The 24,998-nt window shown below is 71.4% G+C and carries 24 protein-coding genes and 1 tRNA gene; 9 read left to right on the plus strand and 16 right to left on the minus strand.

Going from position 1 to position 24,998, the window contains the following annotated elements; all coding sequences use genetic code 11:
- Positions 1 to 3: 3 nt before the first annotated feature.
- Together GA0070561_RS04590 and GA0070561_RS04595 are read right to left on the minus strand one after the other, a co-directional pair.
- Entirely contained in the window at positions 4 to 1,680 is a 1,677-nt protein-coding gene (locus GA0070561_RS04590; RefSeq protein ID WP_091395352.1) for an MDR family MFS transporter, read from the minus strand.
- A gap of 204 nt (positions 1,681 to 1,884) precedes the next feature.
- Positions 1,885 to 2,430 (minus strand): type 1 glutamine amidotransferase domain-containing protein, encoded by a 546-nt coding sequence (locus GA0070561_RS04595; RefSeq protein WP_091395355.1) that lies wholly within the window; start codon positions 2,428 to 2,430, stop codon positions 1,885 to 1,887.
- Between the two features lie 180 nt (positions 2,431 to 2,610).
- Between GA0070561_RS04595 and rfaE2 the strand changes: the two genes are divergently transcribed.
- A complete protein-coding gene (gene rfaE2 / locus GA0070561_RS04600; RefSeq protein WP_091395358.1) occupies positions 2,611 to 4,446 on the plus strand; it encodes a D-glycero-beta-D-manno-heptose 1-phosphate adenylyltransferase in 1,836 nt (611 codons plus the stop codon).
- Positions 4,443 to 5,321, plus strand: a complete 879-nt coding sequence (locus tag GA0070561_RS04605; RefSeq protein ID WP_091395361.1) for a glycosyltransferase family 2 protein — start codon at positions 4,443 to 4,445, stop codon at positions 5,319 to 5,321. Before rfaE2 ends, GA0070561_RS04605 begins: the two co-directional genes overlap by 4 nt.
- Before the next feature lies 1 nt (position 5,322).
- Here the strand turns inward: GA0070561_RS04605 and GA0070561_RS04610 are convergent, their stop codons facing one another.
- Genes GA0070561_RS04610 through GA0070561_RS04620 form a run of 3 tightly spaced genes read right to left on the minus strand, consistent with a single transcriptional unit; the run spans position 5,323 to position 7,492 of the window.
- Positions 5,323 to 6,429 (minus strand): glycosyltransferase family 9 protein, encoded by a 1,107-nt coding sequence (locus GA0070561_RS04610; protein WP_091395364.1) that lies wholly within the window; start codon positions 6,427 to 6,429, stop codon positions 5,323 to 5,325.
- Between the two features lie 8 nt (positions 6,430 to 6,437).
- Entirely contained in the window at positions 6,438 to 6,989 is a 552-nt protein-coding gene (locus GA0070561_RS04615; protein ID WP_091395367.1) for an Hsp20/alpha crystallin family protein, read from the minus strand.
- On the minus strand, positions 6,989 to 7,492 hold the full coding sequence (locus tag GA0070561_RS04620) for a DUF2231 domain-containing protein (protein ID WP_091395370.1): 504 nt from the start codon (positions 7,490 to 7,492) through the stop codon (positions 6,989 to 6,991). Before GA0070561_RS04620 ends, GA0070561_RS04615 begins: the two co-directional genes overlap by 1 nt.
- Positions 7,493 to 7,658: 166 nt before the next feature.
- Between GA0070561_RS04620 and GA0070561_RS04625 the strand changes: the two genes are divergently transcribed.
- Both GA0070561_RS04625 and GA0070561_RS04630 read left to right on the plus strand, forming a co-directional pair.
- Positions 7,659 to 8,276 (plus strand): pyridoxamine 5'-phosphate oxidase family protein, encoded by a 618-nt coding sequence (locus tag GA0070561_RS04625; RefSeq protein WP_091395373.1) that lies wholly within the window; start codon positions 7,659 to 7,661, stop codon positions 8,274 to 8,276.
- Positions 8,277 to 8,358: 82 nt separating this feature from the next.
- The gene (locus GA0070561_RS04630; protein ID WP_091395376.1) at positions 8,359 to 9,243 is read left to right on the plus strand and encodes a class I SAM-dependent methyltransferase; all 885 of its coding nucleotides are present in this window, start codon (positions 8,359 to 8,361) and stop codon (positions 9,241 to 9,243) included.
- 92 nt (positions 9,244 to 9,335) lie between these two features.
- Here GA0070561_RS04630 and GA0070561_RS04635 read toward each other — a convergent pair whose 3' ends face one another.
- Together GA0070561_RS04635 and GA0070561_RS04640 are read right to left on the minus strand one after the other, a co-directional pair.
- The gene (locus GA0070561_RS04635) at positions 9,336 to 9,881 is read right to left on the minus strand and encodes a DUF4240 domain-containing protein (RefSeq protein ID WP_091395379.1); all 546 of its coding nucleotides are present in this window, start codon (positions 9,879 to 9,881) and stop codon (positions 9,336 to 9,338) included.
- Positions 9,882 to 9,912: 31 nt separating this feature from the next.
- Positions 9,913 to 10,362, minus strand: a complete 450-nt coding sequence (locus tag GA0070561_RS04640; protein WP_244166058.1) for a VOC family protein — start codon at positions 10,360 to 10,362, stop codon at positions 9,913 to 9,915.
- A 29-nt stretch (positions 10,363 to 10,391) separates the two neighbouring features.
- Between GA0070561_RS04640 and GA0070561_RS04645 the strand changes: the two genes are divergently transcribed.
- On the plus strand, positions 10,392 to 11,036 hold the full coding sequence (locus GA0070561_RS04645; protein WP_091395382.1) for a class I SAM-dependent DNA methyltransferase: 645 nt from the start codon (positions 10,392 to 10,394) through the stop codon (positions 11,034 to 11,036).
- 82 nt (positions 11,037 to 11,118) lie between these two features.
- A complete protein-coding gene (locus GA0070561_RS04650) occupies positions 11,119 to 11,979 on the plus strand; it encodes a patatin-like phospholipase family protein (RefSeq protein WP_167362337.1) in 861 nt (286 codons plus the stop codon).
- A 552-nt stretch (positions 11,980 to 12,531) separates the two neighbouring features.
- Here GA0070561_RS04650 and GA0070561_RS04655 read toward each other — a convergent pair.
- A complete protein-coding gene (locus tag GA0070561_RS04655) occupies positions 12,532 to 13,002 on the minus strand; it encodes a hypothetical protein (RefSeq protein WP_091395386.1) in 471 nt (156 codons plus the stop codon).
- A 133-nt stretch (positions 13,003 to 13,135) separates the two neighbouring features.
- Positions 13,136 to 13,212: transfer RNA gene (locus tag GA0070561_RS04660), tRNA-Thr, on the minus strand.
- A 144-nt stretch (positions 13,213 to 13,356) separates the two neighbouring features.
- On the opposite strand from GA0070561_RS04660, the gene GA0070561_RS04665 reads away from it, so the two are divergent.
- Entirely contained in the window at positions 13,357 to 15,111 is a 1,755-nt protein-coding gene (locus GA0070561_RS04665) for a metallophosphoesterase family protein (RefSeq protein WP_091397381.1), read from the plus strand.
- A 118-nt stretch (positions 15,112 to 15,229) separates the two neighbouring features.
- Here GA0070561_RS04665 and GA0070561_RS04670 read toward each other — a convergent pair whose 3' ends face one another.
- The 6 genes from GA0070561_RS04670 to tmk form a co-directional block, all read right to left on the minus strand.
- Complete coding sequence (locus tag GA0070561_RS04670; RefSeq protein ID WP_091395389.1) at positions 15,230 to 16,069, minus strand: PSP1 domain-containing protein; 840 nt, start codon at positions 16,067 to 16,069, stop codon at positions 15,230 to 15,232.
- Between the two features lie 377 nt (positions 16,070 to 16,446).
- Positions 16,447 to 17,127, minus strand: a complete 681-nt coding sequence (locus GA0070561_RS04675; protein WP_091397384.1) for a hypothetical protein — start codon at positions 17,125 to 17,127, stop codon at positions 16,447 to 16,449.
- Positions 17,127 to 17,432, minus strand: coding sequence for a type VII secretion target (locus tag GA0070561_RS04680; RefSeq protein WP_091395392.1), 306 nt, complete (start codon positions 17,430 to 17,432; stop codon positions 17,127 to 17,129). The genes GA0070561_RS04675 and GA0070561_RS04680 overlap by 1 nt, the downstream gene beginning before the upstream one ends.
- A 1-nt stretch (position 17,433) precedes the next feature.
- Positions 17,434 to 17,763: a YbaB/EbfC family nucleoid-associated protein gene (locus tag GA0070561_RS04685; protein ID WP_007454690.1), complete on the minus strand. Its 330-nt coding sequence runs from the start codon at positions 17,761 to 17,763 to the stop codon at positions 17,434 to 17,436.
- A 122-nt stretch (positions 17,764 to 17,885) separates the two neighbouring features.
- Positions 17,886 to 19,148, minus strand: a complete 1,263-nt coding sequence (locus tag GA0070561_RS04690) for a DNA polymerase III subunit delta' (RefSeq protein ID WP_091395396.1) — start codon at positions 19,146 to 19,148, stop codon at positions 17,886 to 17,888.
- The gene (tmk, locus tag GA0070561_RS04695; protein WP_091397387.1) at positions 19,148 to 21,247 is read right to left on the minus strand and encodes a dTMP kinase; all 2,100 of its coding nucleotides are present in this window, start codon (positions 21,245 to 21,247) and stop codon (positions 19,148 to 19,150) included. Before tmk ends, GA0070561_RS04690 begins: the two co-directional genes overlap by 1 nt.
- Before the next feature lie 307 nt (positions 21,248 to 21,554).
- On the opposite strand from tmk, the gene GA0070561_RS04700 reads away from it, so the two are divergent.
- Entirely contained in the window at positions 21,555 to 22,763 is a 1,209-nt protein-coding gene (locus GA0070561_RS04700) for an amino acid deaminase/aldolase (RefSeq protein ID WP_091395398.1), read from the plus strand.
- 51 nt (positions 22,764 to 22,814) lie between these two features.
- Here the strand turns inward: GA0070561_RS04700 and GA0070561_RS04705 are convergent, their stop codons facing one another.
- The gene (locus GA0070561_RS04705; protein WP_091395401.1) at positions 22,815 to 23,420 is read right to left on the minus strand and encodes a TetR/AcrR family transcriptional regulator; all 606 of its coding nucleotides are present in this window, start codon (positions 23,418 to 23,420) and stop codon (positions 22,815 to 22,817) included.
- 226 nt (positions 23,421 to 23,646) lie between these two features.
- Here GA0070561_RS04705 and GA0070561_RS04710 point away from each other — a divergent pair, with 226 nt between their 5' ends.
- The gene (locus GA0070561_RS04710) at positions 23,647 to 24,963 is read left to right on the plus strand and encodes a D-arabinono-1,4-lactone oxidase (RefSeq protein WP_091395404.1); all 1,317 of its coding nucleotides are present in this window, start codon (positions 23,647 to 23,649) and stop codon (positions 24,961 to 24,963) included.
- Positions 24,964 to 24,998 lie beyond the last annotated feature (35 nt).

Here is a 24,998-nt window from a genome sequence, read left to right on the forward strand (position 1 = left end):
CGCTCAGATCATCGTCTGGGACTTGGCCTCCATGTCGGCGGCGGCCTCCTCCTTCGACTCGCGGGTCAACGGCTTGCCGCCCGGAGCCGGGGCCTCCCCGCCGAGCGGGTCGGCACCACCGGTGGCACCCAGCGGGCCGGCACCCCGAAGCTGCGTGTTGGGCAGCGTCAGGGTGACCACCACCGCGACGATCGCGATCAGGCCGGCGGTCAGGAAGACCATGTCCAGCGCGTCGACGAAGGCGCCCTGGATGGCCGCGCGCACCGGCCCCGGCAGGGCCAGGATGGTGGCCGGATCATTGATCGAGATGTTGGCGCCGCCACTCGCCGCCACCGCGGCCTGCTCCTGCGGCGGAAGCTGCGCGATCGCGCCGGGCAACCGGTCGGCGAGTCCGCTGGTCAGCCGGGACGAGAGCACCGTGCCGAGGATCGCCACCCCGAACGAACCGCCCAGCGACCGGAAGAAGGTCGCCGAGGAGGTGCCGGCACCCAGGTCGCGGACCGAGACCGCGTTCTGTACCGCCAGGATCAGCGACTGCATACACAGACCCAGCCCGACGCCGATCACCACCATGTACCCGAACGCCACCCAGAGCGAGGTGGCCACCTCCAGCTGGGTGAAGAGGAACATGCCGACCAGGAGGGTCGCCGAACCGGCCACCGGGAACCACTTGTAGCGGCCGATCCTGGTCATCGCGCGGCCGGTCAGGATCGAGGTGATGATGATGCCGGCCATCATCGGCAGCATCAGCAGACCGCTGCGGGTCGGCGAGGCGCCCTTCACGATCTGCAGGTACAGCGGGATGAAGATGATCGACCCGAACATCACCAGACCGATGATGAGCAGGGCCGAGTTGGCCAACGCGAAGGTGGCGCTCCGGAACAGCCGCAGCGGCAGGATCGGCTCGGCCACCCGGGCCTCCTGGAGGACGAAGAGCACCCCCAGCACCACGCCGGCCACGAAGAGCCCGATGATCACGCCGGAGCCCCAGGCGTACTCGTTGCCGCCCCAGCTCAGCGCGAGCAGCAGCGAACTCACCCCGGCCACCAGCAGGCCGGCGCCGAGCCAGTCGATCGAGTGGTCCCGACGTTCGAACGGGATCAACCGCATCACGTGGTAGCAGACGACGATCGCCAGGATCGCCAGCGGCACGTTGATGTAGAAGATCCACCGCCAGTCGGTCTCCGCGAAGTAACCGCCCACCAGCGGCCCGGCGACCGACGAGATCCCGAAGACCGCGCCGAACAGGCCCTGGTACCGACCACGCTCCCGGGGTGACACCACGTCCGAGATGATGGTGAACGCGAGCGTCAGCAGACCACCGGCACCCAGACCCTGGATGCCCCGGGTGACGATCAGCTGGGTCATGTTCTGCGACAGCCCGGCCAGCAACGACCCGAGCAGGAACGTGCCGATCGAGAAGAGGAAGACCGGCCGACGCCCGTACAGGTCGGCCATCTTGCCGTAGAGCGGCGTCGACGCGGTCGAGGCGAGCAGGTACGCGGTGACCACCCAGGAGTAGTGGTTGATCCCGCCCAACTCGCCCACGATGGTCGGCAGCGCCGTACCGACGATGGTCTGGTCGAGTGCGGCCAGCAGCATGCCGGTCATCAGGCCCAACATGAGCAGCCGGATCTGCTGACGGTTCAGCACCGGCGCATCTGAGGCTTCGGTGGTCATGTGGCCTTCTATCCCGCGAGCCGCAGAACATGCGCAGAACCATCAAAAAACCAACCCGGTACCGCACCCGCTCCGCGCTCCCGCCCCCAGCGCTCCCGCCTCCTGGCGTTGATCAAGAGGTTTGCGTCATGACGCACGGCGTTCCTGACGCAAACCTCTTGATCACCGGGGCAAGGGCCCCGGGGGAGGGCCGGGTCTGAGGGGTTAGGGGGTGGTGGTGAAGGTTTTGGTGATTGCTGCGCAGAAGGCGGGGAGATCGTCGGGTTTGCGGCTGCTGGTCAGGTTGCCGTCGGTGACGCACTCCTCGTCCACCCAGGTGGCCCCGGCGTTGGTCAGGTCGGTACGCAGGGTCGGCCAGGAGGTGATCCTCCGGCCGCGCACCACGTCCGCCTCGATCAGCGTCCACGGGCCGTGACAGATCACCCCGACGGGCTTGCCCGCGTCGAAGAACGCCTTCACGAACCGCACCGCGTCCGGGTCGCCCCGCAGGAAGTCCGGATTCGCCACCCCTCCGGGCAGCACCAGCGCGTCGTAGCCGGCGGCGTCGGCCTTGTCGACGGTGACGTCCACGTCGTACGTCTTGGAGTGGTCCAGGTGGTTGAAGGACTGGATGGAACCGGGCTTCAGCGAGACCAGCTCGGCCGTCGCGCCGGCGTTCTCGACCGCCTCGCGTGGCTGGACGTACTCGACCTCCTCGACGCCGTCGGCGGCCAGGAAGGCGATCCGCTTGCCCTGCAATGTCGCTGTCATCTCGGTACATCTCCTTTCCGGGGGTACCTCAATCCCCTTCCCGCCCTCGAACGCCCGAAACAGGTCGGACAGGTTCGGACCGGTGAGGACCGGTCAGGAGCCGTCGAAGACCACCTGACCAGCGGCGGGACCGGTCGGCGCGCAGGTTTGTCCGCCAGGCCGCTGGGGACCCGGGGAGGCATGGCAGGAGCAGCAGCGGAGCAGCGCCGGTTCGCCACCGTCGTGGAGAGCTGGCTCGGACGCCCAGTCCTGATCGTCGGTGACGCCATGTTGGACGAATGGCGGTTCGCCGACTCCGACCGGCTCTGCCGGGAGGCGCCCGCCCCGGTCCTCACCCTGCGCCGGCGGATCTCCGCCGCGGGTGGGGCCGCGAACACCGCCGTCAACGTCGCCGCCCTCGGCGGCCGGGCGGTGCTGGTGGCACCGGTCGGCGCCGACGTCGCCGGGGACGAACTGCACGACTGCCTGGACCGCGCGAGCGTCTGGGACCGCACCGTCAACCAGCCTGGGCGACCCACCCCGGTCAAGCGGCGCATGTTGGCCGGCAACCAGATCCTGCTGCGTGAGGACTCCGGCGACCCGGAGGACGCGCTGGACCACGACGGGGTGAGCCGGCTGCTCACCGCCCTGAGCTGCGCCACCGAGGAGTTGCGCGCCGCCGCCGGTGGGGAGCCGCCGACCCTTGTGGTCTGCGACTACGGCCTGGGCGCGCTGCCCGCGCCGGTCCGCGCGTGGCTGGTCGAGAACCGCCAGCGGTACGCCACAGTCGCGCTGGACGCCCACGACCTGGCCGACTGGCGGGGCCTCGCGCCGACAGTGGTCACCCCCAGCTTCGCCGAGGCGACCCGACTGTTGGCCCGCGCAGGCGGTACGACCCGACCGACCGGCGGGACCGAACTGCACCTGGAACACCCGGACGGCGACCCGGTCGACGGGCCGTCCGAGATGACCGTCGGCGCGGCCCCGGGGGCGGTACGCGCCGACGACACCGCCGCCGAGTTGACCCGGGCCGACCGCCCGGGGCCGGTCGGCGAGCCCACCCCGGGCGAGGGACGGGTCGCCCTCACCGGTGACGGGCTCAGCGTCACCGGCACCGGCGTCACAGTGAACACCCGGGCCGGAGAGGGCGTCGACCGGGCCGTCCTGGCCAGGTCGCGGCTGGCCGAACTGCGTGCGCACACCGGTGCCGACGTGGTCGCGGTGACCCTGGACACCGAGGGTGCGGTGGTCGGCGGCGCCGACGGGGAGCCACGACGCAGCCACAGCACTCCGGTGCCGGCAAGCCACGCCGTGGGTGCCGGCGACGCGTACCTGGCGGCGATGACGTTGGCCCTGGCCGCCGACGCTCCCCTGCCCACGGCCGCCCAACTCGCCCAGCTCGCGGCCACCATCACCGTCTCGGACACCGGCACCTGCGTCTGCCGACGGGACGACCTGCTCGCCGCGTTGGATCAGCCAACAGACACCACGAGCCACCCCGCGCTGGTCAGCGGCGACGAGTTGGACGCGATCGTCGCCGAGTACCGCGAGGCGGGACGGTCGGTGGTCTTCACCAACGGATGCTTCGACGTGCTGCATCGCGGGCATGTGCGCTACCTGGAGCAGGCCCGCGCGTTGGGCGACCTGCTCATCGTGGCGGTCAACTCGGACGGCAGCGTACGACGGCTGAAGGGCCCGGACCGGCCGGTCAACCCGGTCGAGGACCGGGGTGCCCTGCTCGCCGCGCTCGCCTGCGTGGACCACGTGGTGGTCTTCGAGGAGGACTCACCGGCCGCGCTGATCGAGGCCGTCCGACCGGACGTGTACGTCAAGGGCGGCGACTATCCGCCGGAGCTGGTGCCGGAGGCGCCGCTGGTGCGCCGGCTGGGCGGCCAGGTGCGCACCCTGGGGTACGTGCCGGACCGGTCCACCTCCGCGATCATCGAGCGGATCCGGTCGCACAGTCAGGACCCGTCGCCACACGTCAACGAAGCGGAGCCCGACCCGTCGCTGCGCACCCGCACCCAGGCGTCGTGAACCGCCCCCTCGACCTCGGCACCCCGGAGGAGTTCCGCGCCGACCGGTTGGTGGACGTGCTGATTCCGACCCGGAACCGGCCCGCCGAGCTGGCCGTCACCCTGGGCGGGCTCGCCGCCCAGGACGGGGTACCGGGCTTCGGCGTGGTCGTCAGCGATCAGTCCGACGGGGATCCGGCGTACACGCATCCCGCCGCGGCCACCATGGTCCGGGCGCTGCGCCACCGGGGCCACCCGGTGCTGCTGACCCGCCGGCTGCCCCGACGGGGGTTGGCCGAACACCGGGCGTACCTGCTCGCCGCCTCGGCCGCCCGGTACGTCCTCAGCCTCGACGACGACATCTGGCTGGAACCGGGTGCGCTGCACCGACTGGTCACCGCGATCGGTGAGCTGGGCTGCGGGTTCGTCGGCAACGGCGTGCACGGGCTCTCGTACACCGACGACGTACGGCCGGAATCGCACGGCCACTACGAGGAGTGGGCCGGGCCGCCCACACCGGAGCGGATCCGACCCGACACCCCGGAGTGGAACCGAGCCCGGATCCACTCGGCCGCGAACCTGCTGCACATCACCGAGCAGTTGGCGCTGCCGCCGGGCGCATGGCGGGCGTACAAGGTCTCCTGGATCGGCGGGTGCGTGCTCTACGACCGGGCCAAGCTCGTCGACGCCGGCGGCTTCGACTTCTGGCGTCGGGTGCAGGAGAAGCACCAGGGCGAAGACGTGGCCGCGCAGCTCGCCGTGTTGTCCCGCCACGGCGGCGCGGGCATCCTGCCCAGCGGCGCGTACCACCTGGAGTCCCCCACCACGGTCACCGACCGGGACGTGGAGGCTTGGGAGGTCGTCCTCGCCGACGAGGACACCCCGCAGCCGGCCTGACCTACGGGGTGAGCAACTCCCGGGCGGCTTCCAGCACCTCGATCACCGGTACGTCGGTCACGAACGAGTCCCGGTGCGGGCACTCACCGTCGCCGGGCCGGTGCGGATAGATCCCCGGCGTGCAGTCCACCCCGCAGACCGGGCAGTGCACCGTCCACGAGCTGATCGGCCGGTGCCGACCCCGCAGCGGGCTGGCCCCGTTGATCAGGTTGCCGACCCAGAAGATGCCCACAGTGGGCGCGCCCACCGCGGCGGCCAGGTGCAGCGGGCCGGTGTCGTTCGAGACGACCAACGCGCAGTCGGCGTAGCAGCCGACCAGCCCACCCAGGCTGAGCGTGCCCACCTGTGGGCGCACCGGCACCTGCGCCGCAGCGACGACCCGATCCACCACCTCCTGCTCGGAGGGCGTGCCGGTGACCAGCACCTCGTAGCCGTCCTCGTGCAGCGCACGGGCCACCTCGGCGAAGCGCTCGGCGGGCCAGCGGCGGCGGGTGTCGGTCGCACCCGGATGCAACGCCACCCGGGGCCGGCTCGCCGGGCCGAGCACCTCGGCGGCCTCGGCCCGGTCGGCGTCGGTCACCGCCAGCGTCGGCGTGATGGTGGTGGCCGGCGCTCCTGCCAGCGCCACCACCTCCAGGTAGCGGATCACCTCGTGCTGGTAGTAGACGTAGCGCAGCCACCGGTCCAGCGGCGGCGCGTCGTCGGTGCGCAGGCCGACGGTCAACCGGGCACCGAGCCGACTGATCAGCGGGTTGGAGTTGGCACCCCCGCCGTGGATCTGCACCGCCAGGTCGAATTCCGCACCGGCGGCAGTGGCCACGAAGTCGTCCATCGACGACTCCGGCTCGCCCGGCTCCGGCGTACGGATGCCAGCTGCCGGCGGCACCACCAGCACCCGGTCCACCGGGCCGGGCCGGTCGCGCCAGAGCTTCGCGTGCCACGGCGCCCCGAGCAACACGATCTCCGCCGAGGGGTACGCGCTGCGCAACGCGTCCAGCGCCGGCAGGGCGAAGATGAAGTCACCGAGCGCGTTGGCGCGCAGCACGGCGATCCGCCGCACGTCGGGAAGGCGCTCGGCGGTCGGACCGAGCACGGACGGGGTGACCACCCGACCCGCTACGGCCGGTCGATCTCGCCGGCGGTGTCCGGGCGGTGCAGCTCCCGGTCCGCTGCGGGATCGGCTGGCATCGGCGTACCCGTGGAGAGGTCGCCGGAGCGCGGCCCGGTGCGGCCGACGGTGATGGTGCGCGGCGCGGGCCGGGTCGCCCGTGGCAGCCGGACCCGGAGCAGGCCGTGGTCCATCACCGCGTCGATGGTGTCCGGGTCGACCCGCGCCGGCAGGTTGACCCGGTATTCGAAGCCGCGCGTCTCGAAGCCGCCGGGGATGCCCTGGTCGGCGTTGACCTCCGCCTCCGAGCGGGCCCGCACGCACAACTCGCGGTCGTCCAACTCGACGGCCACCTCCTCCGGCGCCACCCCGGGCAGCCGGACGACGACCTCCCAGCCGTCCGAGGTCTCGGTCAACTCGACGTCGGACGCCCCGCCGCGACCACCGACCAGGCGACTCAACTCGGAGCGCAGCGACTGCAACTCCCCCATCGGGTCCCAGCCCTGCTGCCGGCTGCCGCGCCACCCCCGGCCGAAGCCGCCAGACTGCTGCTCGCTCATCACACCTCTCCGATCCGCTGGGTGGCCGCCGGCGGCCGTAGTGAGCTGGGCGCGTCCAGGCCGGCGTCGCTGTCGACGCCCACGCCGAGCCGGTCGACCAGCTCACCACCGAGCCAGGCGCTGATGCCGAGAATCGCCAGCGCGACCACCTCGATGGCGACCAGTGCCCCGCCGGCGGCCCGGGAATCCGCGTTGAGCCGCACCGCCCACACGGCGGCGAAGAGCAGGATCACCGCGACGTTGGCGCCCGCGTGCAGCAGACCCACCCGCTTGGCGCGGGTGCCGGTCGGGATCGCCAGCAGGTCGAACGAGCCGGCCGCCGCGGCCAGCAGGCCGCCGATCAGGCCGACGGTGATGTTCCAGTACGCGACCTCGCCGAGGAAGTCGGGACCGCCGACGGTGTCCACCACGTCGAACAGCACGGCCGTGGCCAGCAGCGCGACCGGGAACATCACCAGCATCGGATGGACTGGGTGACCCAGTACCTTGAGTCGGCTCTCCATCTCCCGGCCTCCACTGGTCGGCGTCCTGCGGAACGGTCTCGTGCGGCGAGCGCGTCGGGTGAGGCCGTACCCCCGGCAACCAGGCACAAACCTCGCGCTGGTCACGGCGGCCTAGGCTGACGACGGTGGTGCCTGCCACCGGGTCAACGGCTGAGGGAGGACCAACGTGACGGTGGAGATCACCTCGCACGAAGAGTTGCGCGAGCTTCTCGGCGCCCCGACCGCGCGGGCCGCCAACAAGGAACGCCCCCGGCTGCACGAGCGGGACCGCGAGTGGCTGGGCGCCTCGCCGTTCTGTCTGATGGCCACGGCCGGCGCGGACGGCAGCTGTGACGTCTCGCCCAAGGGCGACCCGGCCGGGTTCGCCCTGGTGCTGGACGACACGACCATCGCGCTGCCCGAGCGGCCCGGCAACAGGCGGGCCGACGGCTACCGCAACATCCTCGACAACCCGCACGTCGGGTTGCTCTTCCTGATCCCCGGACGGACCGACACGTTGCGGATCAACGGGCGAGCCCGTCTGGTCAGTGACGCGCCCTGGTTCGACGACATGGTGGTCAAGGGGCACCGACCGGTGCTCGCCGTGGTGGTGGAGATCGAGCAGATCTTCTACCACTGCGCGAAGGCGTTCCTGCGGTCCGCGCTGTGGCAGCCGGAGACCTGGCAGCCCGAGGCACTGCCGTCCCGAGCACGCCTGATCAAGGAGGTCGAGGCCCCGACGGAGAGCCTCGAAGACCTGGAACGGCACTACGGCCCGGCGTACGCCACGAAGATCTACGTCTGACCCCGCTGCCGGACGACATCGATTCGTCAACCCATGCTTACCGAGAGCAACGGCCCTGGCGGTCGCCTGATAGCTTTCGTCGATGAGTTCGACAACTGAGCAGGGTGCGTCCGGCCATGTTGGTCGCGTCGCTGACTACTACGACGACAACACGCGTCGGTTCCTCTTGGTTGCCGAGAGCCCAGGCAGTGACGCCATCCATCGTGGCGTGTGGACGCCGGACGTCGCGAACACGGCAGCGGCCATGGACACCGTCAACCGCCTCATGATCGAGCGTTTGCGCGGACACGTCCCTGCGGGAAGCGCAAGGGTGCTCGACCTTGGCTGTGGTGTCGGCGGGACGATGGTTCGCTTGGCTCGCGAGGTGGACGGGTTCGTCTCCGGGGTGACCATCAGCCGAGTGCAGGCCGAGATCGCAGCGAAGCGGTTCGACCGCGAAGGGCTGACCGACCGCTGTGACGTGATCTGTGCCGACTTCGCCGAGCTGCCCGCGGAACCGCACTACGACGCAATGGTCGCCGTGGAGGCGGTCGTTCACTCGCCGTCGCTGGAGAACCTGATCCCGTCCCTGGTGGATCGGTTGCGCCCTGGAGGTCGCCTCATCCTGTGCGACGACTGGGCGACCGACAAGGATCGCGGGCTCGCCGCTCGGGAGCGTTGTCTCGACCAGTTCCGCGCCGGCTGGCGTGTCGGAAGCTTGCATACCGTGGCCGAGTTGGTCGCCATGTCCGAACGCGCCGGCTTGCGCCTGGTCGAGGACCTGGATCTCACCCCGTACCTGCACCTCGGACGGCCCCGCGACCGCGTGATCAAGCTGGCCGTCGGCGCCACAGCCCTACTTCCACGGCTTCGCAACCGTCTTGTCGAGATGCCGTTCTGGGCCAACATGATCGGCGGTTCGGCCTTGCAGGCTGGACTGTCACGGCGGTGGCTGGAGTACCACCTGATCGTGCTTGAGAAGGCGTGAGGCTCTGCTCGATCACTTGTGGCGCGGTGGGGCGGCGACGGAGGCAGCCCCACCTCGGGGAGCACGACCCTGACTGATTCGCCGGGCTCCGGTCAGGCCGACCAGCCGGCCGGGTTGCCGAACGACTCCCGGGAGATCCCGGAGCCGGTCTCCGGCCAGGAACCGAACCGGTCGTTGTGCAGGTGCGCGAAGAAGTAGCACATGCCTTCGCAGTCGGCGTCCAGCAGCGCCATCGCGGGGTCGGTGCGAACCGCCTCGTAGTACGACCGCCCCAGGGCCACGATGAAGCCCCTGGCGTAGAGGAAGCCGTCGTCCGACCCGTCGGTCACCTCGTGGATGTCCTCCCGATCGATGTCGTGCAGCTTGCGCTCCACCACCCGGTCGAGATCCGTCAACTCCTGCCCGGTCAGCTCGACGGTCAGCTGCCCGAGGTGGTCCAGGAAGGCATCAAGCCAGGCGTCGATCGTGTAGGACGGACCGTCATCGTCGTCGCCGGCGGGGTCGCGCTCGACGAGGGCCTGCCGCAGCGCCAAGGGCTCGGCGCCCAACCCGGCCCAGGCCGCGTCGATGAGTGCCCAGAGCCGGGCCTCGTCGGCGGGAGTGGGCAGCGTCCCGGGGGCATCGGTGGTCACGGTCACCGCCGGACCGTAACCACCACCACCGACGGTTTCAGGACCCCGAGTCGGCGGACACCATCCACAAGTGACCGTCGGGGTCTGCGAAGACGCCCGCGTAAGCCCAGGGTTGGTCCGCCGTCTCAGTGATGATCTCGGCGCCGGCAGCGCGCGCCCGCTCGACGAGCGCGTCCACTTCGGTCGGCGCAGCGACACCAAGGTTGAGCAGGCATTCGCTCTGACCCCTCGGGGCGACCTCGTGTCGGCCGATAACCCAACCGAAGCCGCCGGTCGGGATGAGCATCAGCCGCAGGCCGTCGTTGACCACGAACTGCAACGGCTCCGGGATGCCATCGGCTGCCAACTCGCCCACGGCGTCCAGGCCGAGTCCGTTGCGATAGAAGCGGTAGGAGGTAGCCCGGTCGGAGATGGGCAGACTCACGATCACCGGTGCGGAAGTCATGGGTGGACGCCTCCAAACTGTCGGTCCGGCAAGGTCAGGCATCAGTGTGACGCTGAATTAGCGTTGGACTCGTGACCGTAGACGAGTGGTTGACAGCGACCCGCATTTCCTACGACACGGTCGCGGTCAGCTACGCGCACCTGGTCCGTGACCTCCTGGCGGAGGCACCGTACGAACGAGCCGCCCTGGCATCGTTCGCCGAGCTCGTGCAGGGTGCCGGCGGCGGGCCGGTCGCGGATGTGGGCTGCGGAACGGGGCGAATCACCGCCCACCTGCACACGCTCGGCGTCGACGCCTTCGGGATCGATCTCTCGCCCGGGATGATCGCCGTGGCCCGCCGTGACCACCCTGAGCTGAGGTTCGAGGTCGGCTCGATGACCGACCTCGATCTGGCCGACGGCTCGGTCGCCGGCCTGGTCGCCTGGTACTCCCTCATCCACATCCCCGACGACCAGATCGGCGTCGTGTTCGCGCACTTCCGGCGGGTGGTCCGCCCCGGTGGCCCCCTGCTGCTCGGCTTCCACGTGGGCGACGAAACGACCCTCAAGACCGAGGGCTACGGCGGACACCCGATGAACGTGCACGTCCATCGTCGGCAGCCGGCCCAGGTGGCCGCCTGGCTGCGCCAGAGCGGCTTCACTGTCGACTCGCAGACCACCGTCGCCTCGGCGGAGAGCCGGCTCGGCGGGATCCTCGTCGGGCGACGCGAGCCCTGATCGCCCGTTGTCAATCCATCTTCGCCACTGTTACCTTAAACTGCGTACAGCGTTTGCAGTATTCGACCGAATGAGGCGACTGATGACGAACGACGCGCGGCCCATCTGGGTGCTCGGCGGCGGCGGAGTGGCCGGCATCGCCTGGGAGGTCGGCATCCTCACGGGGCTCGCGGACGAGGGAGTGACAGTGGCCCCGGAGGCCGTCCTCATCGGCACCAGCTCCGGTGCCGTTGTCGGCGCCCAGCTCGCCAGCGGCACCCCCCTCGCGGACCTCTTCGAGCGCCAGCGCGGCGGTGTCGCCCACGAAACCTCACCCGCACCGGGCCTCCTCCACCTGCTTCGGCTCGCGCGGGCACAACTGTTCGCGCGCAGCCCCGAGCAGGCCGCTCGCCGCCTCGGTCGACTCGCCCTCGCCGCGCGCATCGACGACCCGTCCCGGCAGCGCCGGACAGCCGAGGCCCGCCTGCCCAACCACGCCTGGCCGGACGACGTGGACCTTCGCATCGTGGTCGTCGACACCGGGACCGGCGCCAGCCGCACCCTCACCCGGCACGACGGCGTCCCCCTGGTGGACGCCGTCGCCGCGAGCTGCGCCATGCCGATCTCCGCGGCCCCGGTCAGCATCGGCGACCGCCGCTACATGGACGGCGGCATGCGGTCGACCCTCAACCTCGACCTCGCCCCCGGAAACGGCCCGGTCATCGCCCTCGCACCGAGCACCGCCGCGATCGGGCCCTGGGCGCGCATCGACAAGCAGCGAGCCGCGCTGGGAACGGGTCGCCGGGCGGAGTTGCTGCTCCGGGACCCGGCCTCCAAACGAGCGCAGGGGACCACCGTGATGGACCGCTCCGTCGTGCCCGCGCTCGTGGCCGCGGCCCGCGAGCAGGGCCGACGCGAGGCACCCCGGGTGGCCGCCGCACTGTCGACAGCCAGCCATCCATAAGCGGCGCGGCGATATGCAGAGCAGCCCAGATCACGATGCGCTGCCTGCTGCAGGCCAGCAAACCGTCAATTAGGGCAAGCCTGCCGTACCGCCTCCGTAGTGGGCGGCACCCGCCTCATTCGAGATGCCATCGGCTGCGGTACCAGTGCCGTGCAAACTGCCCCGCCTCGATCGTCTGCCCGCCTTGACGATTTGTCGGGCAGCACGCCTGGCCTGCCGCAACTGTTCCTCTCGGCCAACTACTCGGGATACTCGGCGGCGCCTGGCCACGATCGCTCCTCCCAGCAGGAGGATCGCCAACCCAAGCACGATCGCGGCGCCCCAGACGAGGAGGTGTCCATCCATGTCCGCACGGTAATCAACACAGGCAACGAGGGGTACTCAGCGACAGGGCCGGCTCGTCGGTAGCTCACCGGGTGCCGCCCCCTACATGGCTGCCGAGCTGGCGCTTTGGCCGGATACGGCCTCGGTTGATGTTCGACATGATCGCCCCCGGTGCCGTGTCGAGCCCGAGACTCGCAGCAGAGGCGACGTTTGACGGGTCACGTGTGTCTAGAGCGGATCCAGAAGCAGTACGCCGGTCGCTGAATAGAAGTACTGGCGTACATGCGTAGCCCAGTCTTCGATCTTGGGGTCTTCCCCCTGTGATAGCCACTCAGAAAGATGCGCGTGCTCGTCGGTGTATCCGTTGTCCAGGAGCCACTGAAGAGTTTCACGCCGGCCCGCTCCGAAGATGGCCTGGGTATCGAAGCCGATACCCAGGTCCATGTCACCTGTGCGGAACTTCGCTTCATACAGGCGGGGCGAGTCCGCGGGATCGCCGATCAGGAACAGCAGGAAGGCTGCTGCGTAAATTTGCTCGTACTCGTCGCTCTCGCCCGGGTCCGGACCTTCGCGCCACGCTCTTTCGAGGTCGAAGATCTCGCAAAGCATCGCGTGGTGAGGGCCAGGATCAGCTACGTCAACCATCCGGAGCACTTCCCGGCGCGCAGCCGGACTTGAGACGTCCAAGGACCTGGCCATGGGTGCACGCTAGTTGGAGGACGGCTCACCGGCATGCACGGGGGCCGCGTCGCCGAGGGCTGCTCGCTTGGCTGCTCAGCCTCGCAACAGCAAGCAAAAGGCCCAGATCACGTCAGTGACCTGGGCCTTTCCGTGGAGCCGCCTGACGGAATCGAACCGTCGACCTACGCATTACGAGTGCGTCGCTCTAGCCGACTGAGCTAAGGCGGCAACGATCAGCAAGTGTACGGCACCCCGGCGGCACCGACCGAACGGGATACCCCCGCCGCGCCGGCCAGCACCAACCGGACATCGGCCGCCATCTGGACGCTTACCGGACAGCGGATGATCGGGTCCGGGACTACGCTGCGGCGGGTGAGCGACGAACGCGACCATCCCGAACGTCAGGTCGAGCCCACCGAACGCCCTGACCGTGCACCGGCCGGTGAACGCGCCACCCATCGGCCGCGCAGCACCGACCCGCTGGAACTGGGCTTCACACCGCGCAAGCCGGTGCCGTGGCTGGCGCCGTTCCTGCTTATCAGCACCGGCATCCGGACCCTGCTGGCGGTGCTCTTCGGGGCGTACCTCGACAAGCGCGAGTTGCAGAACGCGTTCGGCGACGGGGTCTTCCGCCAGGTCGGGCCGGACGGCGGGCTGTGGCTCGACTACGTGGCCGACCTCGGTGACGGCTTCAACGCCACCTACTCGGTGGCGTACCTGCTGGCGCAACCCGAGCTGACCGTCGACGGGCACCGCCTGCCCCGGGCGCAGACCCTGGTGATGGGCGGCGACCAGGTGTACCCGTCGGCGGCCTACGCCGCGTACGAGGACCGCTGCAAGGGCCCCTACCAGGCCGCCCTGCCGGTCGCACCGGCCGAGAAGCCGACGCTCTTCGCGGTGCCGGGCAACCACGACTGGTACGACGGCCTCACCGCTTTCCTGCGGTTGTTCGTCCGCTCCCGGGACCGCAACTTCGCGGGCTGGGGCACCGGGCAGTCCCGGTCGTACTTCGCTGTGGAGTTGCCGGCCGACTGGTGGTTGCTCGGCGTGGACGATCAGTCCGGCTCGTACCTGGACGACCCGCAGCTGGCCTACTTCGACGAGGTGGCCCGGCGGCTCGGACCGGAGTCCAAGGTGATCATTGCCGCGCCGGCACCGACCTGGGTCAAGGCCGCCGACAACCCCACGGCGTACGACTCGATCGACTACTTCATCCGCACGATCATCGACCCGACCGGGGCGCGGGTGCGACTGTTGCTCTCGGGCGACCTGCACCACTACGCCCGCTACTCCGGGCCGGACCGGGAGCTGATCACCTGCGGTGGCGGCGGCGCGTACCTCTACCCCACGCACAAGCTGCCGGAGCGCATCGAGGTGCCACCGCGGGACACGCTGGCCCGCAAGGCCAGCTCCGCCCAGCCGTACGACCTGGTGGCCCGTTACCCGGACGCCGCGCGGTCGCGCCGCTACGGCTGGGGCATCTTCCCCCGGTTGCCGTTGCGCAATCCCGGCTTCACCACGTTGCTCGGCACCCTGCACACCCTGCTGATGCTGGCCATGGCCGGTGCGACGGCGAACTGGGCCGACAGCACCGACCAGCGGCTGTTCAGCGTCCCGCTGGTGGTGATGGTGCTCGTGACGGTGATCGCGGCGGCCCTGTTCGCCAAGCCGCCGAGCGCGAGCGGCAAACGTCACGCGCGGCACTGGATCCTCGGCGTCGGCCACGGCGTGGCGCAGGTGGCCCTGGCGGCGGCCGGCACCTGGGTCTGGTTGGCGCTGCCGTTCTACGACTGGCCGTGGCCGCTGCCGGCGGTCGCCGCGGCGGTGCTCTACGGCCCGGTGATCGGTCTGGTCGCCAGCCAGCTGGTGGCGGCGTACCTGCTGGTGGCGGGCTCTTTCGGAGTGAACGTCAATGAACTCTTCGCCGGCCAGGGCATTGAGGATTCGAAGTCGTTCCTGCGACTGCGCATCGACCCGGACGGCACGTTGACCATCTACCCGCTGGGGGTGGACCGGGTCGCCCGCGACTGGCAGGTGAACCCCGACCAGTCCCCCACCCAGAGTTGGCTGACCCCCAAGTCCCCTCTAACCCCCCACCTAACGGAACCCCCCACAGTCCTGCACTAACCCACCCACGCACCCACACCCACCGACCCACCGTTGATCATGAAGTTATTGCTCCGACACGCCGCTCGGGATGGCAATAACTTCATGATCAACGCGGGACGGGCGGGAGCGGGTGGGGTTAGGGGGTGTAGTGCTGGTCGTGGGCTTGGCGGGGGGCGCAGACGGAGGCTCGGGAGCAGGAGCAGCGAGAGCCGTCGGCGTCCAGGCGTACGGTCACCGCGTCGCGGGGGACGCTGTGGCCGACGACCCGGCCGTCACCCTCGGGGGTGGAGACCCGACTGCCGACCGCCGGGGCGGTCTCCTGAAAGCGCTGGTACAGCGGGTGCTCGTACTTGAGGCAGCACATCAGCCGACCGCACGCGCCGGAGATGCGCAACGGGTTGAGCGGTAGGTCCTGGTCCTTCGCCATCCGGATGGTCACCGGCTCAAAGTCCGTGAGGAACGTGGCGCAGCACAGGTCCCGACCGCAGGAGCCGATGCCGCCCTGCACCCGGGCGGAGTCGCGTGCGGAGAGCTGGCGCAGCTCCACCCGACAGTGCAGGGTCGCGCCCAGGTCGCGGACCAGAGACCGGAAGTCCACCCGGTGCGGGGCGGTGAAGTACACGGTGCTGCGCTCACCGCCGCTCTCGGCGGAGCCGAGCACATGGTCGACCGCCACCACCTTCATCGGCAGGCCGTGCGCGCGGATAAGCCGCTTCGCGGCCACCTTCGCCTCGGCCTTGCGCCGACGCAACGCCTCGTCCCGGAGGACGTCGTCGTCGCCGGCCAGCCCGACCAGGCGGGGGAAGCCGTCGGTGTCCTCGGTCACCCACTGCGCGGCCCACACGCACTCCGCCACCTCGGGCCCGTCATCGGTGGGCACCAGCACCCGGTCGCCCACCTGCGGACGCAACTCGCCCGGGTCGAGGTAGTAGAGCCGCCCGTACCGGTTGAAGCTGACCGCGCAGAGCATGCCCATCCCCCCACCCTACGACGGGTCACGGCGCAAGGCGCACCGGCCGGCTACGCCCCGCTGCATTCATGACCGTCGACTTGACCTATTGCAGGGCGTCCCGTCGTGCCGTTGCTGCTCGCCCGGACGGTTGAATCCGGGGCCGGGCAGGAGACAAGACGGGCCTCGGCGGCGTTGAGTGGAGGCAGACCTGCGGGGGGTGCAGGGGGAAGACCACGGCGTCGCCGTGGGCGCCGGCTCAGGTCAGGCGCCCGCGAGCGACGCCGTGGCCTGTCCGGGGCAACACCGCCACAGCCAGAGGACCGAGATCCGGGTGTACCAGCCACGGCCGGAGGACCGAGGGCCGGGACGACCCGGCGCCACGGCCGGAGGGCGGGGCTCGGTTACCAGCCGACCCGGGTGGGCTGGTCGTAGCGAGGCCGCCCGTCCGCTGGCGGACGCCACGCGGTCTCGGCCAGGCTCGGCGCCCACTGACGCAGCAGCGTCTCCGCACCGTCGTACGCGACGCAGAGCACCGCCAGCACCCGTGCGGCGATCTCGGCGGCGTCGGCCACACCGGGCCCGACCGGGCCGGGGCGCGTCGACGCACCGGTGGCGGTGGCGGCGACCACGGCGACGGCTTCGGCCGAGCGGAGCACGTCGGCCAGGGTGCGGGCCAGTGCGAGTCGGCTGCCCTCCACCCAGTCGGCGAGGGCGTCGGCGTAACCGGCGGTGGATTCGAGTCGCCCGACCAGGCTGTCCGGCCCCTCGTCGAGGTGGCGCAGCAGCGCCGCCCGCTGCTGCCCGTACGCGGTGGCGGCCGGACCGGACCAGAGCACCGAGTCGGTGAGCGCGGCGGAGACGTCGTCGTACCCCCGGACGAGCCTGCGCACCGCGTGGCCGGCGCTGGCGAGCGGCACCGGGTGCAGGTCGAGGAAGCCGCGAACCGCGTCGCCCGGCAGCACCTGCATGCGGCGCAGCAGCGGCCAGACCCGGTGCCCCTCGGGGACGCCGGCCGCGATCAGCCTGTCCACCCGGCGGAGCAGGTCGAGGCCGGGCTCGGCGAGCCGGTCCAGCGCGTCCATCACGGTTCCCCGGTGAGCCGGCGGCGGGCCGCCCGGTCGACCTCGGCGTAGCGGTCGGCGGCCTCCCGCACGGCGGCCGCGGCGGCGGCCAGTCGACCGGCAGCGGCGCGGGCCTCCCGGGCCCGGTCGTCGGTGGCGGTGGTCCACTGCCGGTGCAGCGCCCGACCGATCTCGCCCGGGCGGCCCGGCGCGTCGGTGCCGAACGCGGCCTGGGCCGGGTCGCTGGCGGTGACGGTGTGCGAAACGACTGTGAGCGTGGCGCTCGCCTCGTCCAGTCGGGCGGAGAGCGCGCGCAGTGTGTCCATCTCAGGCCCCCGCGAGCGGTCGGTAGGCGGCGAACGTCTCGTTGTGCAGCTTTTCCCGGGCCCATTCGGCGGCGTCGGCGGCCGCGGTGACCGCGGCCTGCACGGAACCGGCCACGTCGCGCGGGCTGCGGGTGTGCAGCGGCCCGAGGAACCGGACGTCGGTGATCCGTCCACCGGCGGTGACCACCACCTCGACCAGGCCGTCCGGTGAGCGGACGGTCACCTCGACGGTCGACACCGCCTGGTCGAACTCGGCCTGGAGGGACTCGATCCGGCGGTAGCGTCGCACCGCCTCCTCGATCCAGGCTTCGTCGATCTCCCCCCGCGGCATCGGCCGACTCCTCCCGGGTGATCCATCACTCAGTGTGGTGCCACCGTCACCACGGCACAGGGACCGTACCGCACCGCAATCGGGCCTGTCGATGCCTGTGGACAACGGCTGGAAGGTGCGGGTCAGCCCTTCCAGAGGGCGAGCATCATCGCCTCGACCGCGATCCGCGGCTTGACGTTCGCCTCGATCGCCGCACGGCAGGCGAGCACGGCCTCCAGCCGGCGCAGCGCCCCCTCGGCGTCCCACTTCTGCGCGCCGGCACCGGCCAGCGCGGCCGTGTCGGTGTGCACCGGGGCGACGGGCGCGCTCAGCGCCATGGTGAGCGCGTCCCGGTAGAAGCCCGCGAGGTCGACCAGCGCCCGGTCCAGTGCGTCCCGCTGGGCCCGGGTGGCCCGGGACTTCTGCCGCTTCTCCAGCTCCTTGAGCTGCCCGGCGGCGCCTCGCATGGCGCCGGCCGCGCCCCGGCCGGTGCCGCCCGCGCCGAGCGCGGTCTCCAGTGCCGCCCGCTCGGTCGTGTCGGCTTCGGTGACCGACGCCTCGGCCTCCGCCTCGGCCGCCTCGATCAGCGCCGACGCCGCGTCGAACGCCGCGCCGACCCCGGTCAACCGGCGGGGCACAGCGAGCACCGCCTCGCGTCGTTTGCGGGCCTCCGGGTCGCGGGCCAGCCGGCGGGCCCGACCCACGTGGCCCTGCGCGGCCGCCGCCGCCCACTGCGCCACGTCGGGGGCGATGCTGTCCCGACGAACCAGCACCTCGGCCACCGCGGCGGCCGGCGGCTGCCGCAGGGGTACGACCCGACAGCGCGACCGGATGGTCACCGAGATGTCGTCCGGGTGGGTGGACGGGGCGCAGAGCAGGAAGACCGTCCGCGGTGGGGGTTCCTCGATCGCCTTGAGCAGCGCGTTGCCGGCGGCCTCGGTGAGCCGGTCGGCGTCCTCGATGACCACCACCTGCCAGCGCCCGCCGGACGGGGTGCTGGCCGCGCGGAGCACCAGCGCGCGCATCTCGCCGACGCCGATGGAGAGTCCTTCCGGCACCACCATCCGCACGTCGGCGTGGCTGCCGCCCATTGTGGTGTGGCAGCCGGGGCACTCACCGCAGCCGGTGCCGTGCACGCACTGGAGTGCGGCGGCGAACGCCCGTGCGGCGACCGAGCGGCCGGAGCCGGGTGGCCCGGTGAAGATCCACGCGTGGGTCATCCCGGCGGCCGGGTCCAGCCCGCCGGTCGCGGCGTCGTCGGCCGCGGACTCGTTACCGCTGGCCGGGCCGGCGGCGACCAACGCGGCCGCGCCAGCACGCAGCACGGCGGCTGCCGCGGCTGCGGCGCGCCGCAGCTCGACCACCGCCTCGTCCTGACCGACAAGGTCGGCGAAGACGTCCGGCATCAGGTCTTGTGCTCCATCGTCACCAGCTCCGCGTCGGATAACTCAGGCTGCACCGAGGTGTCCGGGCCCTGCGCCGGCCGCGGGTGCACGATGCCGCCCGGCTTGCCGAGCATCTCCTCGACCCGCCGGACCACCAGCCCGGTGATCTCGTCGGCCGGCCGGGACGCGTCGAGCACCAGGTAGCGCTTCGGGTCGGCGGCGGCGAGGTCGAGGAACGCGTACCGGACGCGCTCGTGGAAGGCGACCGACTCGGCCTCCAGCCGGTCGGTGCCGGTGTTGCGCGAGGCCACCCGGGACAGGCCGGTGCGCGGTTCGACGTCCAGCAGCACCACCAGGTCGGGCTTGAGCCCACCGGTGGCCCAGGAGGAGAGCCAGGAGACCTCGTCGACGGGCAGCGTCCGGCCGGCGCCCTGGTACGCCAGGGACGAGTCGACGTACCGGTCGCTGATCACCACGCCGCCCCGGACCAGCGCGGGCCGGACGACGGTGGCCACGTGGTGCGCCCGGTCGGCGGCATAGAGCAGCGCCTCGGCCCGGGGGGAGGGCGCGTCGTCGCCGGAGGTGTCGAGCACCAGCGACCGGATTCGCCGGCCGACACCGGTGGCCCCCGGCTCGCGGGTGACCACGACCTCTCGGCCGTGACCGCGCAGCCGCTCGGAGAGCGCGGTGAGCTGGGTGGACTTCCCCGCGCCCTCGCCGCCCTCGAAGACCACGAAGAGCCCGGCGGAGACGAACGGCTCGGAGGGCATCAGCGGACGGCCCCGGATGGAGCCCCACAGGTCGGCGAGGACCGGGACGCCCTTCTTGTCGTCCATCTGGCCGAACGCGCTGATCCCGGCGAAGATGCCGGCGGCACCGGCGGCGAGCAGCAGCAGTCGGGTGGAGGAGACGGAGATGCCGAGGTCGGCGATCTCCAGCTTGCGCGAGCCGCCGACACCGACCAACACGCTGCTCAGCCCGATGGCCAGGATCAGCACCAGCCGGGTGCCGATCTGCACCACCGCGAAGACCCGGCCGCGCACCTCGTCGGCCACCTCTCCACCCAGCAGGGTGGTGCCGGCCAGGAAGGCCATCCCGGCGCCGGCGCCGACCAGCACCGCGCCGACGATCGCCATGGACAGGTGGATGGCGAAGGCGAGGGTCATCACCGCGGCGCTGGCCAGCACGATGCTCATGCCGAACCAGCGACGCCGGGACATCTCCTTGACGACCATCGGGCCGAGCCCGATGCCGAGCGCCAGACCGACGAAGATCGCGCCGAAGAGCAGTGAGAACGCGGCGTCACCGGCGCCCAGCGAGTTGGCGAAGAACTTGGCCGTGCCGACCACGATGCCGCCGCCGGCGAACGCGCCGAAGATGCCCAGCACCAGGCCGCGGACGAGCGGGGTCTGACCGATGTACTTCCAGCCCTCGGAGAACTGCCGGAACATGCTCTGCTCGGCACGCTCCGCCTCGCCGCGCTGCGCCTCGCTGATCTCCTTGATCCCGAACGCCACCACCAGTGCGGTGGCGAGCCGGGAGAAGGAGTTGAACCAGAGCGCGAGCTGGGCCGGCTCGGCCCAGGAGGGCAAGTCGCCGCCCACAGCGCCTCTGACACCACGGTCGAGCACGGCGAGGCCGATGGCGGCGGCGACCGGGGTGAGGCCGTAGGTGGTGATCAGGGTGAGCTGGTTGGCCGCCTCCAGCCGGGCCCGCGGGATCAGGTTGGGGACCGCGGCCTCCTTGGCCGGGATCCAGAGCAGGGTGAGCGACTCGATCAGGAAGGTGGCGATCAGCGCCCAGCCGACCACCAGGCCGCCGGCGGCGCCGCTGAGGGCGTAGAGCGGAATGGAGGCGAAGAGCACGAAGCGCAGCAGGTCACAGATGACCATGGTCCAGCGCCGGTCGAACCGGTCGGCGAAGACGCCGGCCACCGGGCCGAGCACCAGCGCGGGCAGCAGCCGGATCGCGGTGACCCCGCCGAACGCGGCGCCCTGGGCGGTGCTGCCCTGCACCTGCGAGGCGGCGAAGAGGGCGGTGGCCAGCAGGCCGAGCCAGTCACCGAAGGAGGCGGCGCCGAGCACGATCCACAGCCGGCGGAACGGCCGGATGCGCAGCACGGACCGGATCGCGGCATAACCGGACGGATCAACCTGAGCGCCGTTGGGCTGCTTGGCGGCGTTGTCCGACTGGTCACCCGAGCGCGACACGCCGGGCGACTCGCCGCTGTTCTGGCTTTCGATGGCCGTACCTCCACGTGCCGGCCCATCGCTGGGCACCTCCGGTGCAACACTCTAGACCCGGTGGGGGCCACCCCCCGGGCGACATTCTCCTGCTCGCTGAGCCTAGGCCGCCGGAGCTACCGACCGCAGCCCGGACGTACGCGAGGGTATTTCGCATTCTCCGTCAGACAGTTAGCGTGCACACGTGGCCATCGAAAGCGACAAACTTCGCGAGCGCCTGGATCGGGCGACTGCCCACCTCGACCCCCCGTACGCGGTGGTCGACCTCACTGCCTTCGACGCCAATTCGGTTGCCCTGGCCGATCGCGCCGCAGGAAAACCGGTCCGCCTCGCCAGCAAGTCGGTCCGCACCCGGGAGTTGATCAGTCGAGCCCTCGCGCGGCCCGGCTGGCAGGGCGTGATGGCGTTCACAGTGCCCGAGGCGATCTGGCTGGTCCGCGCCGGCGTCAGCGACGACGTGCTGGTCGCGTACCCGAGCGCCGACCGGGCCGCCCTCGCCGAACTGGGCGCCGACCCGACGCTCGCCGCCGCGATCACCCTGATGATCGACGGCACCGGCCAACTCGACCTCATCGACGCCGTCACGGCGCCGGGGCAGCGCGCCGAGCTACGGCTCTGCCTGGATCTGGACGCCTCCTGGCGACCGCTGCGCGGTCGGGTGCACGTCGGCGTCCGCCGCTCACCGGTGCACAGCGCTCGGGCGGCCGGCGCGCTCGCCGCCGCCGTCGCCGGTCGGCCCGGCTTCCGGCTGGTCGGGCTGATGTCGTACGAGGCGCAGATCGCCGGCCTGGGTGACGCGCCGCCGGGCAGGACGCTGCTGGCGGGCGCGATCAGGCTGGCCCAGCGCGGGTCGTACCGCGAGTTGCTGGCCCGCCGTGGCGCGGCGGTCGCAGCGGTACGCCAGCACGCCGACCTGGAGTTCGTCAACGGCGGCGGCACCGGCAGCGTGGCCGCGACCAGCGCCGATCCCGCGGTAACCGAGATCACCGCGGGATCGGGCCTGTACGGGCCGACGCTGTTCGACGCGTACCGCGCCTGGCGGCCCACCCCTGCGGCGTTCTTCGCCTGCGCGGTGGTCCGCCGACCGACGCCGGAGCTGGCGACGGTGCTCGGCGGTGGCTGGATCGCCTCCGGCCCGGCCGCCGACAGCCGACTGCCCCGGCCGTGGCTACCGGCGGGGCTGAAGCTGGTCGGCACCGAGGGCGCCGGCGAGGTGCAGACTCCGCTGTCCGGAGCGGCGGCGGCCGGGCTGAACGTCGGCGACCGGGTGTGGTTCCGGCACGCCAAGGCAGGTGAGCTGTGTGAACGGGTCAACGAGCTGCACCTGATCGAGGGGGACGCGGTGGTGGCGACGGTCCCCACCTACCGGGGTGAGGGGCAGGCCTTCCTCTGAGACCGGACAGCCGCCCTCACCGCCGGGCCGGGGCCCCCGCCCCACGCCGACTCAGGCCGGTTGGGGCGCCTCAGCATGCTTGCCGACGGTGGACCGGCCGTTGTCCGGGCCGTCCACCTGGCGGTGCAGGTACTCCCGGATCAACGCCTTCGCCTCCAGCAGCACCCGCTCGTCGCCCTCGGGCTTCCGGCGGAAAGCGAGCTTGATCAGCGCGTCCGCCGCCTCGACCGCGATCTCCAGCACGAAGCGCAGCTTGGGCACGTCGGTGAGCCCGAAACGCTCGGTGAGCACCCGGGCCAACTGGTCGGCGATCACGCCGTTGTTGTCCCGTTGCTCGTCGAGCAGGTGCAGGTCGACCACGTCGCCGAAGTGCAGGGTACGGAAGCCGGGGACGGTGCGGTGCATCGTGATGTACTCGTCGATGCCCGCGTCGACGCCGTCCCACCAGTGGGTCATCTCGTCGGAGGCGAACCGCTCGTCGAGGCGCTGGAGGTAGGACTCCATGGTCCGCAGGGTCAACGCCTGCACGATCGCCCGCTTGTCCGGAAAGAACTGGTAGACCGACCCGATCGCCACCTCGGCCCGCTCGGCGAGCAGGGTGGTGGTCAGCCCCTCGTACCCCACCTCGTCGACGAGTTCGGCGCAGGCATCCAACATGCGCTGTACCCGCGCGACACTTCGACCTTGCACCGGTACGCGGCGCAGCGGCCCGGTCGTGGCGGCTGGTGTGGACACTCTGCGCCACCCCCCTTCGACGGATGAACATATCTCCACGTCACGAGTCCGTGACTACCGGTACAACGAGCGGATCGCAATTGCGGTATTTACCAGCTAGAACGTTCCTGATATGAAGTCAGTTCATATTCATGAATGAGGAGCGCGCATGGTCCGCACCGCACCGCTCGGGGCTGGATGGTCCAACTGGGCCGGGAACCAGCGTGGCAGCGCCAGCGCGATCCTGCGCCCCGGCTCGCCGACCGATGTCGCAGAAGCCGTCCGATCCGCCGCGGCCGACGGCGGTCGGATCCGGGTGACGGGCAGCGGCCACTCGTTCACCGCCGTCGCGCTCGCCGACGACCGTCGGATGGATTTGTCCGAGCTGGACACCATTGTCAGCGTGGACGTCGCACACCGGCTGGTCACCGTGCCGGCGGGAATGACCCTGCACGCGCTCAACGGCCTGCTCGCCCGGCACGGCCTCGCGCTGCCCAACCTCGGCGACATCGACGCGCAGACCGTCGCCGGGGCGATCTCCACCGGCACCCACGGCACCGGAGCCGGCTACGGGTGCCTCTCCACCTTCGTCGAGGCGATCACAGTGGTCACCGGCACCGGCGAGGTGCTGCACTGCTCCGCCGACGAGCATCCCGACGTCCTCGCCGCCGCCCGGGTGTCACTCGGCGCGCTCGGCGTCCTGGTCGAGGTGACCCTTCGCTGCGTGGACGCCTTTGTTCTGCGCGCCCACGAACGGCCGGCCGAACTGGCCGACGTGCTCGGCGAACTGCCCGAGCTGATCGGCCGGCACGACCACGTCGAGTTCTACTGGTTCCCGTACACGTCCCGGGTCCAGGTCAAGGCCAACGACCGGGTACCCGCCAACGACCGACCGCTGTCCCGCTGGCGCGGCTGGGTGGACGACGACTTCCTGTCCAACCGGGTCTTCGCCGGCGCCTGCCGACTCGGCCGGGCCGTGCCCGCACTGGCCCCGGGGATCAGCGCGGTCTCCGCCCGCGCCCTCACCGAACGCCAGTACACCGGCCGCTCCGACCGGGTCTTCTGCACGCCGCGCCGGGTCCGCTTCGTGGAGATGGAGTACGGCCTGCCCCGCGAGGCGTTGCCCGAGGCGCTCGCCGCACTCCAGCAGATCGTGGACGGCCTGCCGTTCAAGGTGCTCTTCCCGGTGGAGGTGCGGTTCACCGCCGCCGACGACATCTGGCTGTCGCACGGCTACGGCCGGGACAACGCCTACATCGCCGTGCACCAGTACGTCGGCATGCCGTACGAGCCGTACTTCCGGGCCTTCGAGCAGGTGGCCGCCGGGCTGGGCGGTCGCCCGCACTGGGGCAAGCTGCACTACCGCGACGCCGCCTCGCTGGCCACGGCGTACCCCCGCTTCGCGGACTTCCAGGCCGTCCGCGACCGGCTCGACCCCGACCGTGTCTTCACCAACGCCCACCTGAACCACGTCCTCGGGGTCTGACGGCTCCCGTCGGTACGCGCCATCGCGGTGACCGG

Origin of the sequence: Micromonospora saelicesensis (assembly GCF_900091575.1) — a bacterium.
GTDB classification, from domain to species: Bacteria; Actinomycetota; Actinomycetes; order Mycobacteriales; family Micromonosporaceae; genus Micromonospora; species Micromonospora saelicesensis.

What these genes read in the sequence shown, in the direction of transcription:
- GA0070561_RS04595 (WP_091395355.1), bottom strand. Translation starts at nt 2,430, where the DNA reads ATGACAGCGACATTGCAGGGCAAGCGGATCGCCTTCCTGGCCGCCGAC.
- GA0070561_RS04620 (WP_091395370.1), bottom strand. Translation starts at nt 7,492, where the DNA reads ATGGAGAGCCGACTCAAGGTACTGGGTCACCCAGTCCATCCGATGCTG.
- rfaE2 (WP_091395358.1), top strand. Translation starts at nt 2,611, where the DNA reads ATGGCAGGAGCAGCAGCGGAGCAGCGCCGGTTCGCCACCGTCGTGGAG.
- GA0070561_RS04705 (WP_091395401.1), bottom strand. Translation starts at nt 23,420, where the DNA reads ATGTTGGATGCCTGCGCCGAACTCGTCGACGAGGTGGGGTACGAGGGG.
- GA0070561_RS04590 (WP_091395352.1), bottom strand. Translation starts at nt 1,680, where the DNA reads ATGACCACCGAAGCCTCAGATGCGCCGGTGCTGAACCGTCAGCAGATC.
- GA0070561_RS04650 (WP_167362337.1), top strand. Translation starts at nt 11,119, where the DNA reads ATGACGAACGACGCGCGGCCCATCTGGGTGCTCGGCGGCGGCGGAGTG.
- GA0070561_RS04680 (WP_091395392.1), bottom strand. Translation starts at nt 17,432, where the DNA reads ATGGACACACTGCGCGCGCTCTCCGCCCGACTGGACGAGGCGAGCGCC.
- GA0070561_RS04710 (WP_091395404.1), top strand. Translation starts at nt 23,647, where the DNA reads ATGGTCCGCACCGCACCGCTCGGGGCTGGATGGTCCAACTGGGCCGGG.
- GA0070561_RS04615 (WP_091395367.1), bottom strand. Translation starts at nt 6,989, where the DNA reads ATGAGCGAGCAGCAGTCTGGCGGCTTCGGCCGGGGGTGGCGCGGCAGC.
- GA0070561_RS04670 (WP_091395389.1), bottom strand. Translation starts at nt 16,069, where the DNA reads ATGGGCATGCTCTGCGCGGTCAGCTTCAACCGGTACGGGCGGCTCTAC.
- GA0070561_RS04630 (WP_091395376.1), top strand. Translation starts at nt 8,359, where the DNA reads ATGAGTTCGACAACTGAGCAGGGTGCGTCCGGCCATGTTGGTCGCGTC.
- GA0070561_RS04655 (WP_091395386.1), bottom strand. Translation starts at nt 13,002, where the DNA reads ATGGCCAGGTCCTTGGACGTCTCAAGTCCGGCTGCGCGCCGGGAAGTG.
- GA0070561_RS04690 (WP_091395396.1), bottom strand. Translation starts at nt 19,148, where the DNA reads ATGCCGGACGTCTTCGCCGACCTTGTCGGTCAGGACGAGGCGGTGGTC.
- GA0070561_RS04685 (WP_007454690.1), bottom strand. Translation starts at nt 17,763, where the DNA reads ATGCCGCGGGGGGAGATCGACGAAGCCTGGATCGAGGAGGCGGTGCGA.
- GA0070561_RS04675 (WP_091397384.1), bottom strand. Translation starts at nt 17,127, where the DNA reads ATGGACGCGCTGGACCGGCTCGCCGAGCCCGGCCTCGACCTGCTCCGC.
- GA0070561_RS04640 (WP_244166058.1), bottom strand. Translation starts at nt 10,362, where the DNA reads ATGCCTGACCTTGCCGGACCGACAGTTTGGAGGCGTCCACCCATGACT.